This window comes from Vibrio cyclitrophicus (genome assembly GCF_024347435.1).
GTDB classification, from domain to species: domain Bacteria; phylum Pseudomonadota; class Gammaproteobacteria; order Enterobacterales; family Vibrionaceae; genus Vibrio; species Vibrio cyclitrophicus.
The window spans coordinates 2,862,247-2,880,653 of the sequence record NZ_AP025480.1; the positions used below are offsets into that span (position 1 = coordinate 2,862,247).

14 protein-coding genes are annotated in these 18,407 nt (G+C 44.5%); 6 read left to right on the plus strand and 8 right to left on the minus strand.

Annotated features, from left to right (window positions below; genetic code table 11):
* Positions 1 to 3: 3 nt before the first annotated feature.
* Positions 4 to 444, minus strand: a complete 441-nt coding sequence (locus OCW38_RS12585) for a DUF1249 family protein (RefSeq protein ID WP_010434670.1) — start codon at positions 442 to 444, stop codon at positions 4 to 6.
* A gap of 4 nt (positions 445 to 448) precedes the next feature.
* Positions 449 to 1,078, minus strand: a complete 630-nt coding sequence (gene nudF / locus OCW38_RS12590) for an ADP-ribose diphosphatase (RefSeq protein ID WP_016783973.1) — start codon at positions 1,076 to 1,078, stop codon at positions 449 to 451.
* A gap of 227 nt (positions 1,079 to 1,305) precedes the next feature.
* Between nudF and tolC the strand changes: the two genes are divergently transcribed.
* Positions 1,306 to 2,634, plus strand: coding sequence for an outer membrane channel protein TolC (gene tolC, locus OCW38_RS12595; protein WP_016787597.1), 1,329 nt, complete (start codon positions 1,306 to 1,308; stop codon positions 2,632 to 2,634).
* 178 nt (positions 2,635 to 2,812) lie between these two features.
* Positions 2,813 to 4,150 (plus strand): IS4 family transposase, encoded by a 1,338-nt coding sequence (locus OCW38_RS12600; RefSeq protein ID WP_261894271.1) that lies wholly within the window; start codon positions 2,813 to 2,815, stop codon positions 4,148 to 4,150.
* A 104-nt stretch (positions 4,151 to 4,254) separates the two neighbouring features.
* On the opposite strand, the gene hldE is transcribed toward OCW38_RS12600, so the two are convergent.
* The 3 genes from hldE to OCW38_RS12615 all read right to left on the minus strand — a co-directional run bounded on the left by hldE (position 4,255) and on the right by OCW38_RS12615 (position 10,156).
* Positions 4,255 to 5,685 (minus strand): bifunctional D-glycero-beta-D-manno-heptose-7-phosphate kinase/D-glycero-beta-D-manno-heptose 1-phosphate adenylyltransferase HldE, encoded by a 1,431-nt coding sequence (gene hldE / locus OCW38_RS12605; protein WP_261894273.1) that lies wholly within the window; start codon positions 5,683 to 5,685, stop codon positions 4,255 to 4,257.
* Positions 5,686 to 5,806: 121 nt separating this feature from the next.
* Positions 5,807 to 8,656 (minus strand): bifunctional [glutamate--ammonia ligase]-adenylyl-L-tyrosine phosphorylase/[glutamate--ammonia-ligase] adenylyltransferase, encoded by a 2,850-nt coding sequence (gene glnE, locus OCW38_RS12610; RefSeq protein ID WP_261894275.1) that lies wholly within the window; start codon positions 8,654 to 8,656, stop codon positions 5,807 to 5,809.
* 243 nt (positions 8,657 to 8,899) lie between these two features.
* Positions 8,900 to 10,156: a methyl-accepting chemotaxis protein gene (locus OCW38_RS12615; protein ID WP_261894277.1), complete on the minus strand. Its 1,257-nt coding sequence runs from the start codon at positions 10,154 to 10,156 to the stop codon at positions 8,900 to 8,902.
* A 96-nt stretch (positions 10,157 to 10,252) separates the two neighbouring features.
* On the opposite strand from OCW38_RS12615, the gene OCW38_RS12620 reads away from it, so the two are divergent.
* On the plus strand, positions 10,253 to 11,002 hold the full coding sequence (locus tag OCW38_RS12620) for a potassium channel family protein (protein WP_010434656.1): 750 nt from the start codon (positions 10,253 to 10,255) through the stop codon (positions 11,000 to 11,002).
* Between the two features lie 51 nt (positions 11,003 to 11,053).
* Here OCW38_RS12620 and OCW38_RS12625 read toward each other — a convergent pair whose 3' ends face one another.
* Positions 11,054 to 12,571: a CYTH and CHAD domain-containing protein gene (locus tag OCW38_RS12625; RefSeq protein WP_010434654.1), complete on the minus strand. Its 1,518-nt coding sequence runs from the start codon at positions 12,569 to 12,571 to the stop codon at positions 11,054 to 11,056.
* Positions 12,572 to 12,778: 207 nt separating this feature from the next.
* On the opposite strand from OCW38_RS12625, the gene OCW38_RS12630 reads away from it, so the two are divergent.
* The 3 genes from OCW38_RS12630 (at position 12,779) to OCW38_RS12640 (ending at position 15,667) form a co-directional block, all read left to right on the plus strand.
* A complete protein-coding gene (locus tag OCW38_RS12630; protein WP_010434644.1) occupies positions 12,779 to 13,459 on the plus strand; it encodes a TIGR00153 family protein in 681 nt (226 codons plus the stop codon).
* A gap of 128 nt (positions 13,460 to 13,587) precedes the next feature.
* Positions 13,588 to 14,850, plus strand: coding sequence for an inorganic phosphate transporter (locus OCW38_RS12635; RefSeq protein ID WP_016783976.1), 1,263 nt, complete (start codon positions 13,588 to 13,590; stop codon positions 14,848 to 14,850).
* Between the two features lie 205 nt (positions 14,851 to 15,055).
* Positions 15,056 to 15,667, plus strand: a complete 612-nt coding sequence (locus tag OCW38_RS12640) for a TIGR04211 family SH3 domain-containing protein (RefSeq protein ID WP_010434638.1) — start codon at positions 15,056 to 15,058, stop codon at positions 15,665 to 15,667.
* Between the two features lie 123 nt (positions 15,668 to 15,790).
* Here the strand turns inward: OCW38_RS12640 and OCW38_RS12645 are convergent, their stop codons facing one another.
* Entirely contained in the window at positions 15,791 to 16,720 is a 930-nt protein-coding gene (locus OCW38_RS12645; protein WP_261894281.1) for a general secretion pathway protein GspB, read from the minus strand.
* Positions 16,720 to 18,390 carry an ExeA family protein gene (locus tag OCW38_RS12650; RefSeq protein WP_186706792.1) on the minus strand — a complete coding sequence of 557 codons (1,671 nt, stop codon included), beginning with the start codon at positions 18,388 to 18,390 and terminating at the stop codon, positions 16,720 to 16,722. The genes OCW38_RS12645 and OCW38_RS12650 overlap by 1 nt, the downstream gene beginning before the upstream one ends.
* Between the last annotated feature and the right edge of the window lie 17 nt (positions 18,391 to 18,407).

The following is an 18,407-nucleotide window of genomic DNA, read 5'->3' on the forward strand; positions in this document are numbered from 1 at the left end:
CAATTAAAAAGGAATTGGCGAACGGCTGATACCCGTTTTTAAACAAAACGTTAACCATTCTCCAAGAAATTTGTTCAACTGAAATTTCTCATCCTTTTGCAGAAGCTTAGTGTTGGGATAGTCATATTTCGCTTTGACTCGTGAAAAATCCCCGCTAGCGCACACTTCTGCAACTCGAGCGTCGTGATATAGCCTGACAGACATTTTTGGCAAAGGAAACACTGGCGTCTCGTCACTCTGACATATGTCTATTAATGTGGTGTATTTTGTGACCTCATTCACTGTCAATTGATACACCATATTAACGGCTTGGTAACAGCGAACATCACCAACCTCATGCCCTACCGGTAACAGAGCGTTAAGCTTGGCATAGTTAGTCTCGTAAACTCGCATCAGTTCAGCAAGATCAACATGATACGGTTTCTTGACTGCTATATTTGGCATAACGTTAATCTATCCACTCTGACTGTAATTCTTGGTAGTTCAATTGTAGCCACTGCAGCGCAATAATTGTGGCCCCATTTTCAAACACACCCTCTTTTACTAACTGATAAGCCGCATCGCGAGTCATCACTTGTACGCGAATATCTTCACCTTCGTAATCTAAACCGTGTACACCTTTTGCTGTGGTTGCATCAACACAGCCAACAAAGACGTCGAGCTTTTCTGAACAACCGCCAGATGAAGGGTAATACGAAGTGATAGGCAATACAGATCCGACTTCAACGCCCGCTTCTTCCATCGCTTCACGACGAGCAACATCTTGTGATGATTCGTTCGTATCAATGATCCCGGCCACAATTTCATATTGCCAAGGGTTCTCATGCTCTAGAGCGCCGACACGGATCTGTTCTACGATCACCACTTCGTCACGAATAGGATCATAAGGTAACAAAGCGGCAGCATGACCACGTTCAAACATCTCGCGTTCTATAGGTTGGCTCCAGCCCCCCTCAAACAGCTTATGTTTAAATGTGTATTTAACCATTTTGAAAAAACCACGAAACAGCGTCTCTTTTGAGACTATTTCCACATCTTGAGGAGTAAACTCGTGTCGTTGATTATCATACTGTTGCATTTGGTACCTCACTAAGTGATCTTTATAGTTTACTCATTGTCCGAGTTAACTACCAAGGATAAGGTTCAACTTTTTGTATAAATTTTATAATTAAAGTTAAGTTTTGAAAAATAAATATTGCACAAGTGGACAGTTAAATGTAAAAAAGTGCAAAGTTTCGAGTAAATTACCATCAAACTGGGTTAAACTCTTTCAGAGAAAATTCTATTAAAGGCAGGAATAGGAAAATGAAAAAACTGCTTCCACTATTTATCAGTGCAGCAATTGGCAGCCTGAGTTCGTCAGCTTTCGCTGATACGCTAGCTGAAGTTTACGACCAAGCAAAACAGAACGATCCACAACTTCTTCGTTCAGCAGCGCAGCGCGATGCCGCTTTTGAAGCAGTAACGTCAAGCCGTAGCTCTTTATTACCGCAAATCAATTTGACAGCTGGGTACAACCTTACTCGTGGTGATACAGATTTCGATTCAGCATCGACTCGCGATAATGACCAGAATGCTCTAACAGCTGGTATTAGCTTTTCTCAAGAACTATACCAACGTTCTTCTTGGATCACGCTAGATACAGCAGAAAAAACAGCTCGTCAATCTGATTCAGCGTATGCAGCAGAGCAACAAGCTTTGATCCTGCGTGTAGCAACAGCATACTTCGAAGTACTGCGTGCTCAAGATAACCTAGAGTTCGTTCGTGCAGAAAAAGCAGCGGTTGCGCGCCAACTAGAACAAACAAAACAGCGCTTTGAAGTAGGTCTTTCAGCAATCACCGATGTACATGATGCGCAAGCTCAATACGATGCCGTTTTAGCTGATGAAGTTTTAGCAGAGAACACTCTGATTAATAACTACGAAGGTCTACGTGAGATTACAGGTCAAGAACACTCTAACCTAAGCATCCTAGACACTGACCGTTTCTCAGCAAGCAAATCTTCTGAGTCTGCGATTGCACTGGTTGAACAAGCTGAGCAAAAAAACCTTAGTCTACTTGCTGCTCGTATCTCTCAAGACATAGCTAAAGACAACATTTCACTACAGAGCTCAGGTCATCTACCATCTCTAACTCTTGATGGTGGATACGACTATACTGATATTGGTTCAAGTGCTACTTCTGACGGTACCACAAACAACTTCAATGTTGGCGTTAACTTAAATGTACCTCTATACACGGGTGGTAGCACAACTTCTTTGACTAAACAGGCTGAATACAACTACGTTGCAGCAAGTGAAGATCTAGAAGCAACTTACCGTAGCGTTGTAAAAGACGTACGTGCCTTCAACAACAACATCACAGCTTCTATTGGTGCTCTACGCGCTTACGAACAGTCTGTTGTTTCAGCTCAGTCTGCTCTAGAAGCAACAGAAGCTGGTTTTGATGTGGGTACTCGTACTATCGTTGACGTACTAGATTCGACTCGCCGTCTATACGATGCGAACAAAAACCTTTCAGATGCTCGTTACAACTACATCCTAAGTGTTCTTCAGCTTCGTCAAGCGGTTGGTACACTAAGCGAACAAGACATCGTTGATGTAAACGCAGGTCTAAAAGTAGCAAGCAAGTAATTCTTAAATCCTAGTTAAAGACTCTAATCAAAGTCTTTAATAAAGCGACTAGATTACCGTTACAAAAATGCCGCTCATTGAGCTAACACTGATCATTTAAGCATTTTCCTGATCAGTTGAACGATCCTACAGATGGTTAACAATACCCTTAAGCACTTTTGTTTAAGGGTATTTTTTTATGTTGTCACACTGGTTAATCGATGTTGACGATTTTGCTAATCCAGAATCTCTTTCTTTGTTCCAAAAAGACCTTCCGCTAGATTGGATAAACCAAGCTTTATCTGAAACGAACAAAGCGAGTATGCGCCGTAGAGAGTTACCTGCCGAACTTGTTGCATGGTTAGTCGTTGGTATTGGTCTATATCGAGATAGACCAATTACTGATGTACTCGATAAACTCGACCTCAAATTGTCTAATTCATTGGGTGAAACGATTGCACCTAGTGCAATTCCTCAGGCAAGAAAACGCCTCACCGCTAAACCTTTAGAGTCATTATTCTCAATTACAGCAAAGCACTGGACACAGTCGGAAGATGCGGGTGATAAATGGAATGGTTTGAGCCTATTTTCAATTGATGGCACACAGTTTAGAACTCACGATAACCCAAGCTTAGCTGAGCATTATCAATATGTTTACTACCGAAAAGACAGGCACACTGAATATCCAATCGTTCGAATGTGCGCACTCACATCACTACGGAGTCGGCTTATTCATGATGTGGCTTTTGGGGAAAGTTCTAAAGGTGAAATTAGCTATGCAAAAGATTTAATTTCATCAGCTGTCCCGAATTCATTGACCATTTTTGACCGTTGCTACCTGAGCGCAGAGCTTATGCTTAACTGGCAACAAGAACATGGAACAAGCCACTGGATGACGCCAATAAAGTCGAATGTGAAATATAAAATCATCGAGCAACTCGATGATGATGGGCGAGATCTGATTGTAGAGATGAAAGTCTCTCCACAAGCTAGAAAGCAAGACCCGAGCCTCCCGGAAACGTGGAAAGCTCGGCTGGCTCTATACCCCGATGATGGTGAACAACAACCCAATCATATACAAGGGCTGCTGACTTCTCTAACAGATAGCAAATACAGTTTAAAATCATTATTAGACGTGTACTTCGAAAGGTGGGAAATCGAGAATAGTTATGGCGAGATTAAGCATGACATGCTTGAAGATGAAATTCTGCTCCGCAGTCAATCTGTAGAGGGTGTAAAGCAAGAGATATGGGGTATCCTTATCGCGTATAACTTAATCCGTCTGGAGATTAGCCGAATAGCAAAAGAGGCTGAAGTCTCACCACTTAGGATAAGCTTTACGATGGCACTTCGAGATATTCAAGATGAGCTAATGTGGTGTGCTATCGCCTCCCCAGGTTCGGTTCCCAAAAAGCTGCGAGCTATGAGAGAACGAGTGAAACGTTATATTTTGCCCGAAAAACAAAAACGGCCCAAAGATAGGACCGTTCGTTTTAGTAAGACTCGCTACACTGTGCGATCTAAACACCTTAAATGATAGGTGTTGGCTCATTGAGCGGCATTTTTATTATCTATCAAAAGTTAGATTTACAATCTGACTATGAGCTTGAGGCTAAAGGTTTTATACTCGAAGGCGAAGGGTTAACCTCGACCACCTTTAATCGCTTTGATAATTTCAGTTGTAGAGCAACCATCTTCAAAGTTAAGTACTTTAACTTCGCCACCAGCCGCAATCACTTCCGCACCGCCAGCAATATCTTCAGGTTTATAATCCCCACCTTTCACCAAAATGCTTGGCAATACTTCAGAGATCAAACGTTGAGGCGTATCTTCAGAAAACGGAACAACCCAATCAACCGCACCTAAACCAGCCAATACCGCCATACGACGATCGGTTGGATTCACTGGGCGACCTGGGCCTTTCAAGCGTTTCACTGACTCATCAGTATTAACGGCAACGATCAAACGGTCACCCAACTCAGCGGCATGGTTCATGTAAGAAACATGTCCGGCATGCAGAATATCAAAGCAACCATTAGTCATAACCACTTTCTCACCTTTCGCACGAGCACGTTTCACCGCTTCAACTAATGCCGCTTCAGAGATCACGCCGTAATCGGTATCTTGGCTTCCATGAATCGCTTCCGCTAACTCAATTGTAGACAGTGTCGATGTACCAAGTTTGCCAACTACCACACCAGCCGCCGCATTCGCGAGTGCACACGCTTCATCTAGAGGTTTGCCCGCAGCCACCGAAGCAGCCAATACTGAGATAACCGTATCGCCCGCACCGGTCACGTCATACACTTCTTTCGCTTGAGTCGGCAAATGGAATGGCGCCTGCCCTTTACGAAGTAAGGTCATGCCATGCTCACTACGAGTCACTAACAAGGCTTCAAAGTCGTATTTTTCGATTAAGGCGATGCCTTTCTCGATAAGATCTTCTTCCGATTTAACCTTACCTGCAACCAACTCGAACTCAGACATATTTGGCGTAAGCAAAGTCGCACCACGGTAGCGTTCTAAATCAGCACCTTTCGGGTCGATAAATACCGGAACCTTTGCCGCACGAGCTTTTTGAATAAAACTTTGCACATGCTCTAACGCACCTTTCGCGTAATCAGAAAGAATGACCGAACGTACATTTGGAAGCGCTTGCTCCATGCGAGACAAAATAAGCTCAGGGTCTGTATTCTCAAACTTGTCTTCAAAATCAAGACGGATCAGCTGCTGACCACGGCTCATTACACGCAATTTAGTAATGGTTGGGTAATCTTCTAACTCAACGAAATCACATTTAACCTTTAGTGCGCCTAAGGTATTTTTTAACACCTCAGCAGGCTCATCTTTGCCAGTTAAACCAACAACATGAGCGTGACCACCGAGAGACGCAATATTCATTGCTACGTTGGCAGCACCACCTGGACGCTCTTCGTTATTTTCTACTTTAACAATGGGCACAGGTGCTTCAGGTGAAATACGGCCAGTTGGGCCATACCAGTAACGATCAAGCATGACGTCACCGACAATAAGAACACCTGATTGGCTGTAGTCAGGTAGAATTGGTTTCATTATTGATCTCCAAAAATCAAATCTGGCTAGAGTCTAGCACACTGATTACAGTGGCTAAACTATAGATAAATGGGTAAAAGCTTATCAAGATAGACACAGCAGCCACTACGCAATGGCTGGGTTACGCTTCCATCCACTGCTTCCATGCTTGCACGACATGCTCTCTTTCCATTTCAAACTTATCGATCGCCACATCCGCATCAAGGTTAAGTAGATTACGGTGGTGGATTTCATCCCTTAATGTGGTGTACGCATTGGTCAATGCCATACCTTGTTGCTCGTCCATTATTCCTTGCGACAACAAGCTTTCAAAGATTCTCACATTGTCACACCAACGAGTAAGCTTAGGTTTCTCGTTGCTGTATCTAAGTACTAAATATTGCGCCAAAAACTCAATATCAGTGATACCACCAGCATCTTGTTTCAGCATGAACCGGTCGACTTTTTTGCCACCTAAATGACCACGCATTTTTTCACGCATATCGACAACTGACTTTTTGAGTGTTGCCTCATCTCGTGGCAAGCACAAAACCTCATGCCGAGTTTTGTTAAACGCAGATGCCAATAAGTCATCACCGTAAATCATACGAGCACGAGTTAGCGCTTGGTGCTCCCATGTCCACGCGTCATTGTGCTGATACTCATCAAAAGCATCTGTAGGGCTCACAAGCAAGCCAGAGACACCTGAAGGTCGTAGGCGAGTATCGACCTCGTATAAAATTCCAGAAGCCGTTCTGGTCGAGAAAATATGAATAATTCGCTGCGCCAACCTTAGGTAAAACTGGCGTCCATCTATCTCTTTTTTGCCATCAGTATAGATGTGTACCGGGCAATCGTGTATGAACACAATATCGAGGTCGGAGTTGTATCCAAGCTCCCAACCACCAACTTTTCCATAACCAACCACCGCAAAACCACGCCCTTCGCGATCTTTGACATGGGTAGGTTCGCCAAACTTAGCCGAGACCTGCAACCAAGCTTGGTTAACACCAGCTTCTACTATCGCTTCAGCCAAATACGTCAGGTGATCACTGACCTTCATCACCGGAAGCACACCTGCAATATCAGCCGCTGCGATACGGAGAATGCAAGTCTGCTTAAACTGACGCAGACCTTCCATCTGCTGCTCCATATCATCTTCTGGGATACGAGCAAGGTAATCACGCAGCTCCGTCTTGTAAGATTCCAATGGCACAGGGTTATAAAGTTGCTGAGGATCGATAAGTTCATCCAGCAGAATAGGATAGCGACCCAATTGTTCCGAGATCATCGGGCTTGCTGTACATAAGCGAACTAACTGAGTCAGCGCTGCTGGGTGTTCATCCAATAGCTCAAGGTAAGTGGTACGCGTCACTATTTTTTGCAGTAAATGTAGCACTCGCGACAAACCAAACTCGGCGTCTTTATTCGTATATAAAGCTTGAAATACTTTAGGCATTAAACGATTCAGGACTTCCCGCCCACGAGGGCCAAGGGTCTTTTTAGCCAAATCGGCTTTAAACTGAATGATCGTTTTCGCCGCATCAGGCGGGCTCGCGACCGCAATATCGTGTTCCAACACGTGCTCAATTACATCGGGTTTATGGGCCATATCCCACAACTCGCTAAAGTGGCTCGCGATTGGGTTCGCATCTTCTTCATCGACCCCAATCAAGTCTTCAAATACCGTATGTACATTTGCCATATGAGCACGGGTCGCATCAATCAAACCATCCCAATCGGAAAACTGCATGGCGACGGCTAGCTGTAACTGTTCGAATTCACCATCGGGTAGGGTTTGAGTTTGCTTATCGGCCATCGCTTGTAATAGGTTTTCTAGGCGGCGTAAAAACAGGTAAGCTTCACGTAAATGTCCCACCTCTTGAGCTTCCAGAAGGTTAAGTGACTCAATCGCACTCAAGGTTTCTAATAATCCTCGGCCACGAAGGCTTGGTTCACGTCCACCACGAATCAATTGGAAGACTTGGGCTATAAACTCAACTTCGCGAATACCACCAGAACCAAGCTTGATATTGTTTGAAAGGCCACGGCGGCGTACTTCGCTGCTGATCATTGATTTCATACGGCGCAGAGATTGAATCGCACTGAAATCGATATAACGACGGAACACAAATGGACGCAACATTTGGCGAAGCTCTTGGTATTCAGGGTACATTTCGCTGCCCATCACCCGTGCTTTCACCATCGCGTAGCGTTCCCAATCACGACCTTGTTCTTGGTAGTAATCTTCCAAAGCCGCGTAACTCATGACCAATGGGCCACTCTCACCAAACGGGCGAAGGCGCATGTCGACTCGGTAACAGAATCCATCAAAGGTTTGTTGATCCAACGCTTTGATAATACGTTGCCCTAAACGCGTGAAAAATTGCGCGTTGGCAATGCTGCGTCTTGCTCCTTGGGTTTCGCCATTCTCAGGGTAGGTAAAAATCAGATCGATATCAGAAGAGAAGTTAAGCTCACCACCACCGAGCTTGCCCATGCCAATGATCAACATTGGCTGCGCTTCACCTTGCTCATTGCAAGGTGTACCCCACTCTTCACAACAAATATCGTACTGCCATTGGTAGGTTTCGAAGATCATCGCCTCAGCCAACATCGATAGATGGTTTAGACTCTGCTCTAGCTCCCACGCCCCCATAAAATCGCGCCACGCAATGTAGGTCATTTCTCGATTACGGAATTGGCGTAACACACGTTGGCCACTCATTTCATCCGTGCAACCAGAAAGCAACTCGGCCAATCGCTCACGATACCCTTCAGCACGATCTTCGCATGCCAACATATCAGGTAAAGTACTGGATAGTATCGTGTCTCGTTGTAAGCAATCACCCACAAAACAACTCAAGCCCAATACACGCTTAAGATCGTCAATAAGTGGCTCGGGCCAAGTACTAATAGCTTGACTTTGGTGCTCTAACAATTGCTCAAAAGCAGACTGGGAATGAGTGACGATTTGAGGAGGCAATGGCATGTTTCTTCCTTGTGTTAGCTGCGAGCCGAAAAATCAGTTTTGTTTTTAATAAAGAGTTCTAGTAGACGAGTTTCAATGACTGTTTAGAAAAACAAAAGTAAGTTATACCAAAGTTACGCCAATAAAAAACGCCCACATTAGCAATGTGGGCGTTTTATCAGTTAACTTATCGAGTAGTGCCTTCGTCTATCGTAATAAACCTCTAGGGATATCCCCCTGAGAACAAAGGCTAGAACCTAAAATTTACACCTTAAACTGCTTAATCTTACCGTCCAGTTCTTGCGCGTTAGTTTCCATGATCTGAGATGTTTCAAGAAGCTCACCAACGACAACTACAGATGCTTCAACCAACTCACGAACATTGGTGAGGTTGACACTCATCTCTTCCGCTACGCTGCTCTGCTGCCCCGCAGCCGTTGCAATTTGGAAGTTCATATCATTAATCTGATTTACTTGGCTCACGATACCATCGAGTTCAGACCCAGCATTAGTAACAAGTTCAACACCTTCAGCCGCTTCCACCACGCTTTTTTCCATCAGTTCTACCGCAGAGTTAGCGCTGCTTTGTAGGTGACTGATCATGTCTTGGATTTCTACTGTTGCTTGTTGAGTACGCTGCGCAAGGTTACGAACCTCATCGGCAACAACCGCAAAACCGCGTCCAGCTTCACCCGCACGCGCTGCTTCTATCGCTGCGTTCAGTGCCAGTAGGTTAGTTTGCTCTGAAATGCCTTGGATAGTGCCCACAACGCTACCAATTGAGTCAACGCGCTCTTCAACTTGGTTTACCGCAGCAGCAGAGGCTGCGATATCTGAAGACAACTCACTCATCTTGGAAACAGAACCTTGAACGAACTTTTGACCAGTCAGAGCTTGGCCTGAAGCCTGCTCAGTCAATGAAGAAGCACTTTGTGCATGCTCGGCTACGGTTTGCACGGTAGATGTCATCTCACTCATTGCAGTTGCTAGCTGGTCGATTTCGTTGAACTCTTCTTGAGCAGAATCTTTAGTTTCAGACATGCTTATGGTCATCACTTCGGTCAAAGCGAATAGCTCGTCTGAAGATGCCACTTGAGTTTTAATCATGTCATTCAATTGAACACGAGTTTTTTCAAGCTCGCGTGCCACATCACCGTATTCATCTTTACAGTCCATTTCAATCGGTACTGATAAGTTCTTATCGGCCATGGTTTTAATAGCATCGTTTAGGTACTGAGTTTGACGCAACATCACGCGAGCGGCAGCTAATAAGAGAACCACAAACACGACGATCATTAAAGCGGTTTGCCATGCGACTTGAACTAGATAACTCTCATAGTGCTGCTGAGCAACCTGCGCATTGTTCGTTACTGCAAGCAATGAATCATAAAACGTACTTGCGTCCCATAGCTGTTTTGAAATGATCAAAATAGTGCTGAATATCATCAGCATGACCATTTTCGGAACGAGACGAACGTCAGAGATTACCCTTTCCCACGGCTTGAATGACAGTTTAGTCATTGTCAGTTCTCCATTAATTCTTATATATTGATGGCTTCTATATCCGCGAGGTGGCTATGTCAGTCAAAGTCGCGATTTATTTTGAGCCTCGTATGAATGTTGAATAGTACCAAAGACGCAACCAAGCCGATGAGCTTATTATCACTGATTCTCTCTTTCTTAGCGTTATTTGTGATCTCAGGCTTATTGTTTGCACCGATTGATAAAGAATCAAAACAAGTCCTTATCGGCCTCGATTTTGTAATCTGTAGTGTTTTTCTTTTTCAGCTCACAATTGATCTATTCAGATCACAAAACAAGAAAGAATATCTAAAAGTACACTGGATCGATTTCTTAGCAAGTCTCCCAATGATCGAACCTCTTCGTTTCGCTCGCATTTTTCAAATCCTGCGTGTCATTCTCGTTTTGCGGTCAGGTAAACGGGTTTTCAGAGAGCTCTTTCGTAATCGAAGAGAGACCACGCTCGCCTCAATCATTCTACTGCTGGTTATTTTATTGACCATAGGTGCAGGCACTATCCTGCTCTTGGAGCACAAAGATCCCAATGCCAACATTACCACTGGCCAAGATGCTTTATGGTGGGCTTTTGTTACCATCAGTACTGTAGGATACGGTGACCATTATCCTGTGACGAGCTCAGGCAAATTAGTTGCCTCTCTGGTGATCATCTGTGGTGTGGGTGTGTTCGGTATGATTTCAGGCTTGATTACTTCTTTGATCACCTCTCCAACTCACCATGAAAATAAACGAGCAGAAAACAAAGAGAAACACCTTGAAAAGATCATAGAGCAACAACAAAAAATACTAGAGCGACTAGAAAAGCTCGAGCAACAAACAAAAAAATAGGGCCGAGGCCCTATTTTCAAATTCATATTAATATTGATACCGGTATTGGGTTTAGTCTTGCCAGTACGGCTCAACCTCAACACTGATTTGGCGCGTCTGCTCCATCGCATGCAGAATAGACACTTCTTGGCGAGCCAACCAACGCTCTAGCTGAACCTTCTCGTCGCCTTCCAGCTTCTCAGTCAAAGGCTCTAATGTTTTAAGTGCTAGCAAGTCATCAATGCCTTGCACCATATCGGCCCATGGCAAGCGGAAGCTGTTTCGTTCAGCGTCATCATACAAACTCGCGAAACCAACGCCAGAATATAGGTTTCGCATCAAACGGTATTGCTGATCAATATACGCTTGGCTGGTCATGACACGTTCTGGTGGGAAGGCTTCCATCAACTCTGCCCACGTTCGATCGAGTTGCTGCACTGAAAACCATTCAATACCACGTTCCATTTGCTCACGCGCTTTATCATCAAGAAACGGCTGCCAGCCACGAGACAAGATCCAGCGGCTCAAATCCAATAATAAACCAGTGTAACGTGCCGAACTTAGCAAAGTGAGTAAGTCTTCACGATCAGGAAGCTGATCTTGCATTTCTTTAAGCTCAGCTACCAAGAATTTACGTGCGTCCAATTTGCGCAGCACATGGCCTTTGTCTTCAAGTAAATCCTCGAAATGGTCATAGCTCTTAAGCCAATCGAGTTCTTGCTCAAGCCACTTCAACTCTTGACGCAGAATAGCACTCGCACGGCGTGGCACGATACCGCCATAAATGGTGAAAGTTTGACGAATGAAACTCAGCGAATGACTGATCTCATGTAACGCTTCAATCGATTGGCGTTCCGTGAAAATCTGTTCGTGATAATGCCAATGAGCGAGAGCGTGCTCTAAAGATTGAATGAAACACGATTCAACAGTATCACTTTTGCTAGTATCAACCAAGGTCAAAGGAGTGACTTCATCCCCTTGATAACCTTGGGCAAGACGATAACCCTTAGCCGCTTTGCTAAGGTTACCCAGGCGCATGCCTCCTTGCTCGCAAAATTGACGAGAAAGTGTAAACAGCGCATCCGTTTGACCAGATTTAAGTTCTAACTCAACTTCACAAATGGGTTCTTGCAGCTCACCGGATTCAACAAAGCCTTGGTCAAACGCAACCTCGACTTGGCTACCATCAGGCATACCAATCAACCACTGCTCGCGCGTGAAGTTAGTAGAAAATAGAGGCGTCAGCTCAGCTTGCAACGTTTCAATATCTTTACCCTCAGGCCAAATGTCTTCTGGATGTAAAGATAACTTGGGTTCGTTGCTGTCATGCTCAGCATTGTATTCAGGCCTTTGGTGCAGGCCAGCGACCACACGACCTGCGGTCTTTACGGTTTGTACAAATACGTCATCAAAGCGTCGAATGCGCAAGCCTGTATCGTGCTTACGTAGCCAGTTGTCAGGGGTGTCAAAGTAGATGTTACCTAGCTCTCGACAACTGTGCTGAAGTACTTTAGTTTCAGCAATTTTATTGCGTAAAGTCTCTGAAAAATCAGGCGAAACAAAAAACTTCAGTTCTATCTCGGTTTCCATAGTTATACCTTTCTGTGAAGATAGGGACAGGATATTGCCAATTTCAAAAGTCAGCAAGTCAGAAATATCGCCCTTATGATGATCTAAAACAGTTTTAATGAGACATTGATTAGGTTAACATGCGCGACTTTGTAGCCATCGCTTAACATTTCACCATGAATATGGTGTATGTTGTTTTAAGGTTATTATTTATTAGGTTGGATGACCATGCCAGTAAATACAATTATGGGGTTATTTGCAAAGTCCCCAATTAAACCTTTGCAGCGTCACGTAGTATGCGTGAACGAATGTTGTTCTCACCTGGTTAATTTCTTTGAAGTTTCTTCAAAAGGTGACTGGGAAAAAGCATCAGAAATTCGAGCTCAAATTTCTCACCTTGAGAAAGAAGCTGACGTACTAAAACGTGAAATTCGCCTTAAACTTCCTCGTGGTTTGTTTATGCCAGTTGATCGCACCGACATGTTGGAGCTATTAACGCAACAAGACAAACTCGCAAACCTAGCGAAAGACATTGCTGGCCGTGTATATGGTCGACAACTTGTCATTCCAGCTCCTATGCAAGAAAACTTCATCGCTTACGTTAAACGTTGTTTAGATGCAGCGAACCAAGCACAAAACGTAATCAATGAATTAGACGAATTACTTGAGACTGGCTTTAAAGGCCGTGAAGTAACTCTCGTTGCTGAAATGATTCATCAATTAGATGTAATTGAAGATGACACGGATGCGATGCAGATCGAACTACGCCAACAACTAATGGCGATTGAAGGCGATCTGAATCCAGTTGATATCATGTTCTTATACAAGATTCTTGAATGGGTCGGTGGTATTGCAGATCAAGCACAGCGTGTAGGCGCTCGTCTTGAAGTAATGCTTTCTCGATCTTAAATCATACGTTAACCATATAACGAAGAGCATTTTTTGAACAAACCACTTATGCGCTGAGTATTTCTCTCGCTGAGCGGTTTTTTGCGTCTAAATTTGTTCCGCTTGTTATCAAACAACTAGGTATTACGATGGATATCCTTGCTAACTACGGCACTGTCCTGATTATTGTTGCAGCAGCTTTCGGTTTCTTGATGGCTATTGGTATTGGTGCAAATGACGTTGCGAACGCAATGGGCACCTCAGTAGGCTCTAAAGCTCTAACCGTAAAACAAGCGATCATTATCGCAATGATCTTTGAATTCGCAGGTGCTTACCTTGCGGGCGGTGAAGTAACTGACACAATCCGTAAAGGTGTTATCGAAACATCTCTTTTCGCAGACCAACCTGACGTACTTGTTTACGGCATGATGTCTGCACTACTTGCTGCTGGTACATGGCTACTTCTAGCGTCATACATGGGCTGGCCAGTATCAACAACTCACTCAATCATCGGTGCAATCATCGGTTTTGCGTGTGTGTCTGTAGGTACAGAAGCAGTAGACTGGAACAGTGTTCAAGGTATTGTTGGTAGTTGGATTGTCACACCGTTGATTTCCGGTATTTTCGCCTATCTCATTTTTGTCAGTGCTCAACGACTGATATTCGATACAGAAAACCCGCTATTCAATGCGAAACGTTTTGTACCTGTATACATGTTCATTACCACAATGGTCATTGCACTTGTAACGATCAAGAAAGGTCTTAAGCACGTAGGTCTTCACCTAAGCAACTCTGAAGCGTGGATGTGGTCTGCTGGCGTATCTGGCCTGATCATGGTCGGCGGCTACCTATACATTCAGAAGAAATTTGCTAACCGCGAAGAAGACCATGGCTTTACTGGCGTAGAAGGCATCTTCAGCGTACTAATGGTTATCACAGCTTGTGCGATGGCATTTGCACACGGCTCAAACGATGTAGCAAACGCGATTGGCCCACTATCAGCGGTTGTTTCAACGGTTGAGCACATGGGTGAAATCTCAGGTAAGAGCACCATCGCATGGTGGATTCTTCCTCTAGGTGGTATTGGTATCGTTGTTGGTCTTGCGACCATGGGCCATAAAGTAATGGCAACCGTAGGTACTGGTATTACAGAACTAACACCTAGCCGTGGCTTTGCAGCTCAACTAGCGACAGCATGTACAGTTGTATTGGCTTCTGGTACTGGTCTTCCAATCTCAACCACACAAACATTAGTTGGTGCGGTTCTGGGTGTAGGTTTTGCTCGTGGTATCGCGGCGCTGAATTTAGGTGTTGTACGTAACATCGTTGCATCTTGGATTGTAACGCTACCAGCAGGTGCTCTGCTTGCTGTTGTATTCTTCTACGCAATTCAGGCTGTGTTTAGCGTGTAATAGCGATTTCGTTAGTGAATACTAGCGTCAGAATACTGTGAGCTTCAGTAACGATATGTAAATGCCATGTCATTATTGACTCAAACGCACAGAAAGGGAGGCTTTGCCTCCCTTCTTTGTTGCACCGCATAAAGAAACTAAATATTATTTGTGGATTGAGGCTGACTCATACGCCTACCCAATTTGAATCGTTAAGGGATTTACTGTGAAAAAACTGATTAGCTTAGTTTTGTTCGCAATGCTTGCGGCTCCAGCTGCCTTTGCACAAGACCGTTATATTGCTGACAAACTATTTACTTATATGCATTCTGGCCCAAACAATACGTTCCGTATCATCGGTAGTGTTGACGCTGGTGAGAAGATTACCTACTTACAAACGAACAAGAGCACGGGTTACACCCAGGTTCAAGACAGCCGTGGCCGTAAAGGTTGGGTTGAAAGTAAGTTTGTAAGCACACAAGAAAGCATGGCACTGCGCATGCCTAAGCTAGAAAAAGAACTCGCTGAAGTAAAAGGCAAGCTAGCGAATGCTCGTCAGAGTGCTGACAGCGAAAAAGCAGGCCTAGCGAGCTCTCTAGAGTCTCGTAACAAGCAGATTGCTGAACTAGAACAGAACTACAGTGAAATTAGCCAACAGCTAACGAGCTCTCAAACAGAGAACCGTGAACTACGCGCTAAACTAGACACTCAAAAAGATGATCTACTATTGAAGTACTTCATGTACGGTGGTGGTGTTGCTGGTATTGGTCTACTTCTGGGCCTTGTCCTACCACACATTATGCCTCGTCGTAGAAAGTCACCAAACGGCTGGGCGTAAGCGATTCGTTTGTCGATTTCTCGTGTTGTACGTGAATCAAAGTAAATTCAGTATCGAATATCAAAAAGGAGCACCAAGGTGCTCCTTTTTATTTGCCTTTTATCTAGATGCTTTTAGAACTCGCTAGCCTTTCCATTCATACAGCGCGGGAATTTCTATCTTCTGCTGATTGAATTCAATCACTATCGATTGAGGCTTAATCTCAAGCAACTGAATGTCCTGTCCTATCCAGTCTCCTTGCGCCACTTCTTGGCCATTCACTTTGACCCAACGCTTCGTTTCACTGCTTGAGTACATGTGAGTTTGTAGATCTAACTTGGGTAACACTCCAGATAAGCTATTGCTATGAGACTCGAGTTCTATTCTCTGAGATTCCGTTTGTGTTGCTGGTCTTGAATCCATTGGTTCGGGCGCGTCTTGCTGCTCTCCCATAATCGATTCAAGCTTCAACGCCAGATCAGGAGGCAGTTCACTGAAGTCTAGCCCTTGCAGTAAATCACTGTCCGATTGCAAATCACGGCTCTCATCGCTCGCTGTAGGTTGAGCTGATGATTGCACCGTTGATGAATCAGAGCTGGCTGTCGCTTGTGTATGGTTGTCTGCGTTTGCCGCACTCACGTTTGAGCCACCAGCACGATTGCCGCTATCTGAGTCAATCTGTGCATAAACCGCTTGGCGTGGCAGTGCTGCTAATGTCTGACTTACCGGAGCAGCACGAACAGCAAACAACGCTTTGTTTTTAACTCCTTCTGACGCAGTATCCACACTTTGCGTACCAGCCTCAGCTATTTCAACTTCAACGTCTGGTTGAGGTGCCTGTTCTAGTTGCACGACGTCAACGGGTTGCTTTGCTGATGGTGACTGTTGTTGGTCGTTATACGATTGATAAGCTAAAGTTCCACCCACTATCAAGGAAGGAACCAACATAAAGAGTAAGCCCATAGCAACCGAGGAACCTTTCTTTTTACTGATCGCCATTGCAGAGTTCGGTACATGATGACTTTGATAACCTCTAAGCTCAGATTGTTTAAGCTCGTGCATAATGCGTGACATTAGCTTGCACCTCCATCCAGTGACATCAGCTTAGGAGAATCGAGTTGAGCTAACCTTTGAAGTCTTGCTAGCGTGCGTTTTCCAGCGATACCATCTACCGACATCCCTTGCCAAATTTGAAAGGCTTCGACCTTCATTTTCAATTCGCTATCGAAAATATCACTGCCAGATACAACATCATCCAAAACTTCAGAAAGTAACAGATCAAGCAGTGCAACTGCCTCGCCTTGATAACCTTCTTTAAGCGTCTCTCTTAATGGCTGTTTCCAAATCGCGACATAATCACCTTGCCATATTTGCTCTAGAGATCGCTTAGGCATTACCAAAAGCTTTTCATTAACTAATAATTCCACCGAATCTTCGGACGCACCATAAAGTACCGCGAACACAGGTTCTTGCTCAATATCTAACTCAAGGACAACAGGCACACCAAGCTCTAATAAGGACTCTAGATTGGACTGGTGTTGCTCACATACGAAAACACTTTGCGGCTCACTTAAACACAAGCCATCACGTAGTGAAGACTGATAACCCCATAAAGTATAGAGATCTTTAATCGCCAGAGAACGGTTGGTTCCCTGCATCAAATGCTGCTGAATGTGTTGTGGTAATGCAAATTTTGAAGATTCAGGTTGCAAGACCAATTCTGGTGAGCCTACCACCAAAGAGCGCTGAACGGTTGGAGAGGCTTCAATGCTCGCTTCGCTTAAAGGCTCAGTAGATAACCAGGAGTCGATATACGATGGCGCGAAATTAAAGGTCGCGAATGCTAAACCAATGCTTAACACAGCAACACTTGCGTATTGGATTAACTTTGGAGCCACATAAGCCATGCGAGGTTTTTCAACGTGATAAACCTCGGCTTGAAAGGCCATGATCTGTTGGCAAGCTCGGCTAACCGTGTCATTCGAAGGAGCTCGTTCACCATCATGAAAAGAGAGCTGAAGCGCTTTATCACACACCAAGTTAATCAACCTTGGGATGCCATGGGTATATTGGGCAATTAACTTAACCGAGCGATTTGAAAACAACATCTGCTCGCCACCCGCCGTTTCCAAACGAAACGCGATGTACTTGCCAGTTTCCTCAATATTGAGTGGCAGCAAGTGATAACGCCCCGTAATACGCTGCGCTAGTTGACGTAGCTGAGTGGTTTGTAAGTGTTGCTGTAATTCAGGCTGACCAACCAACAAAACTTTTAATAATTTACGACTGTCAGTTTCTAAATTAGTCAGAAGACGCAACTGCTCCAGCACATCGGCTGCGAGATGTTGGGCTTCATCGATCACCAATAAAGTTTGAATGCCTTCGGCATGGCTATCGAGTAAGAAGTGATGAATCGCCTGAGTCAATTGTTTCAACGATGCCTGCTCAGGGTACTCAACCTCAAACTCATCGCAGACAGCTTCAAGTAAATCAGTATTGGAAAATGTAGGGTTAAGTATAAGGCCAGCTTGAGTCTGACTATCGAGAGAGGACAGCATTGCCTTGGCGACCGTAGTTTTCCCTGTACCAACCTCACCGGTGAGCATTGCAAAGCCCCCACCTTCGCCTAAACCGGCTTGTAGGTTCTGCATCGCCTCTTGGTGACGCTGACTCAAAAACAAATAGCGAGAATTTGGTACAATCGAAAATGGCATCTCAACGAAGCCAAAATATTCCTTATACATGTGCTGCCCTATAATTA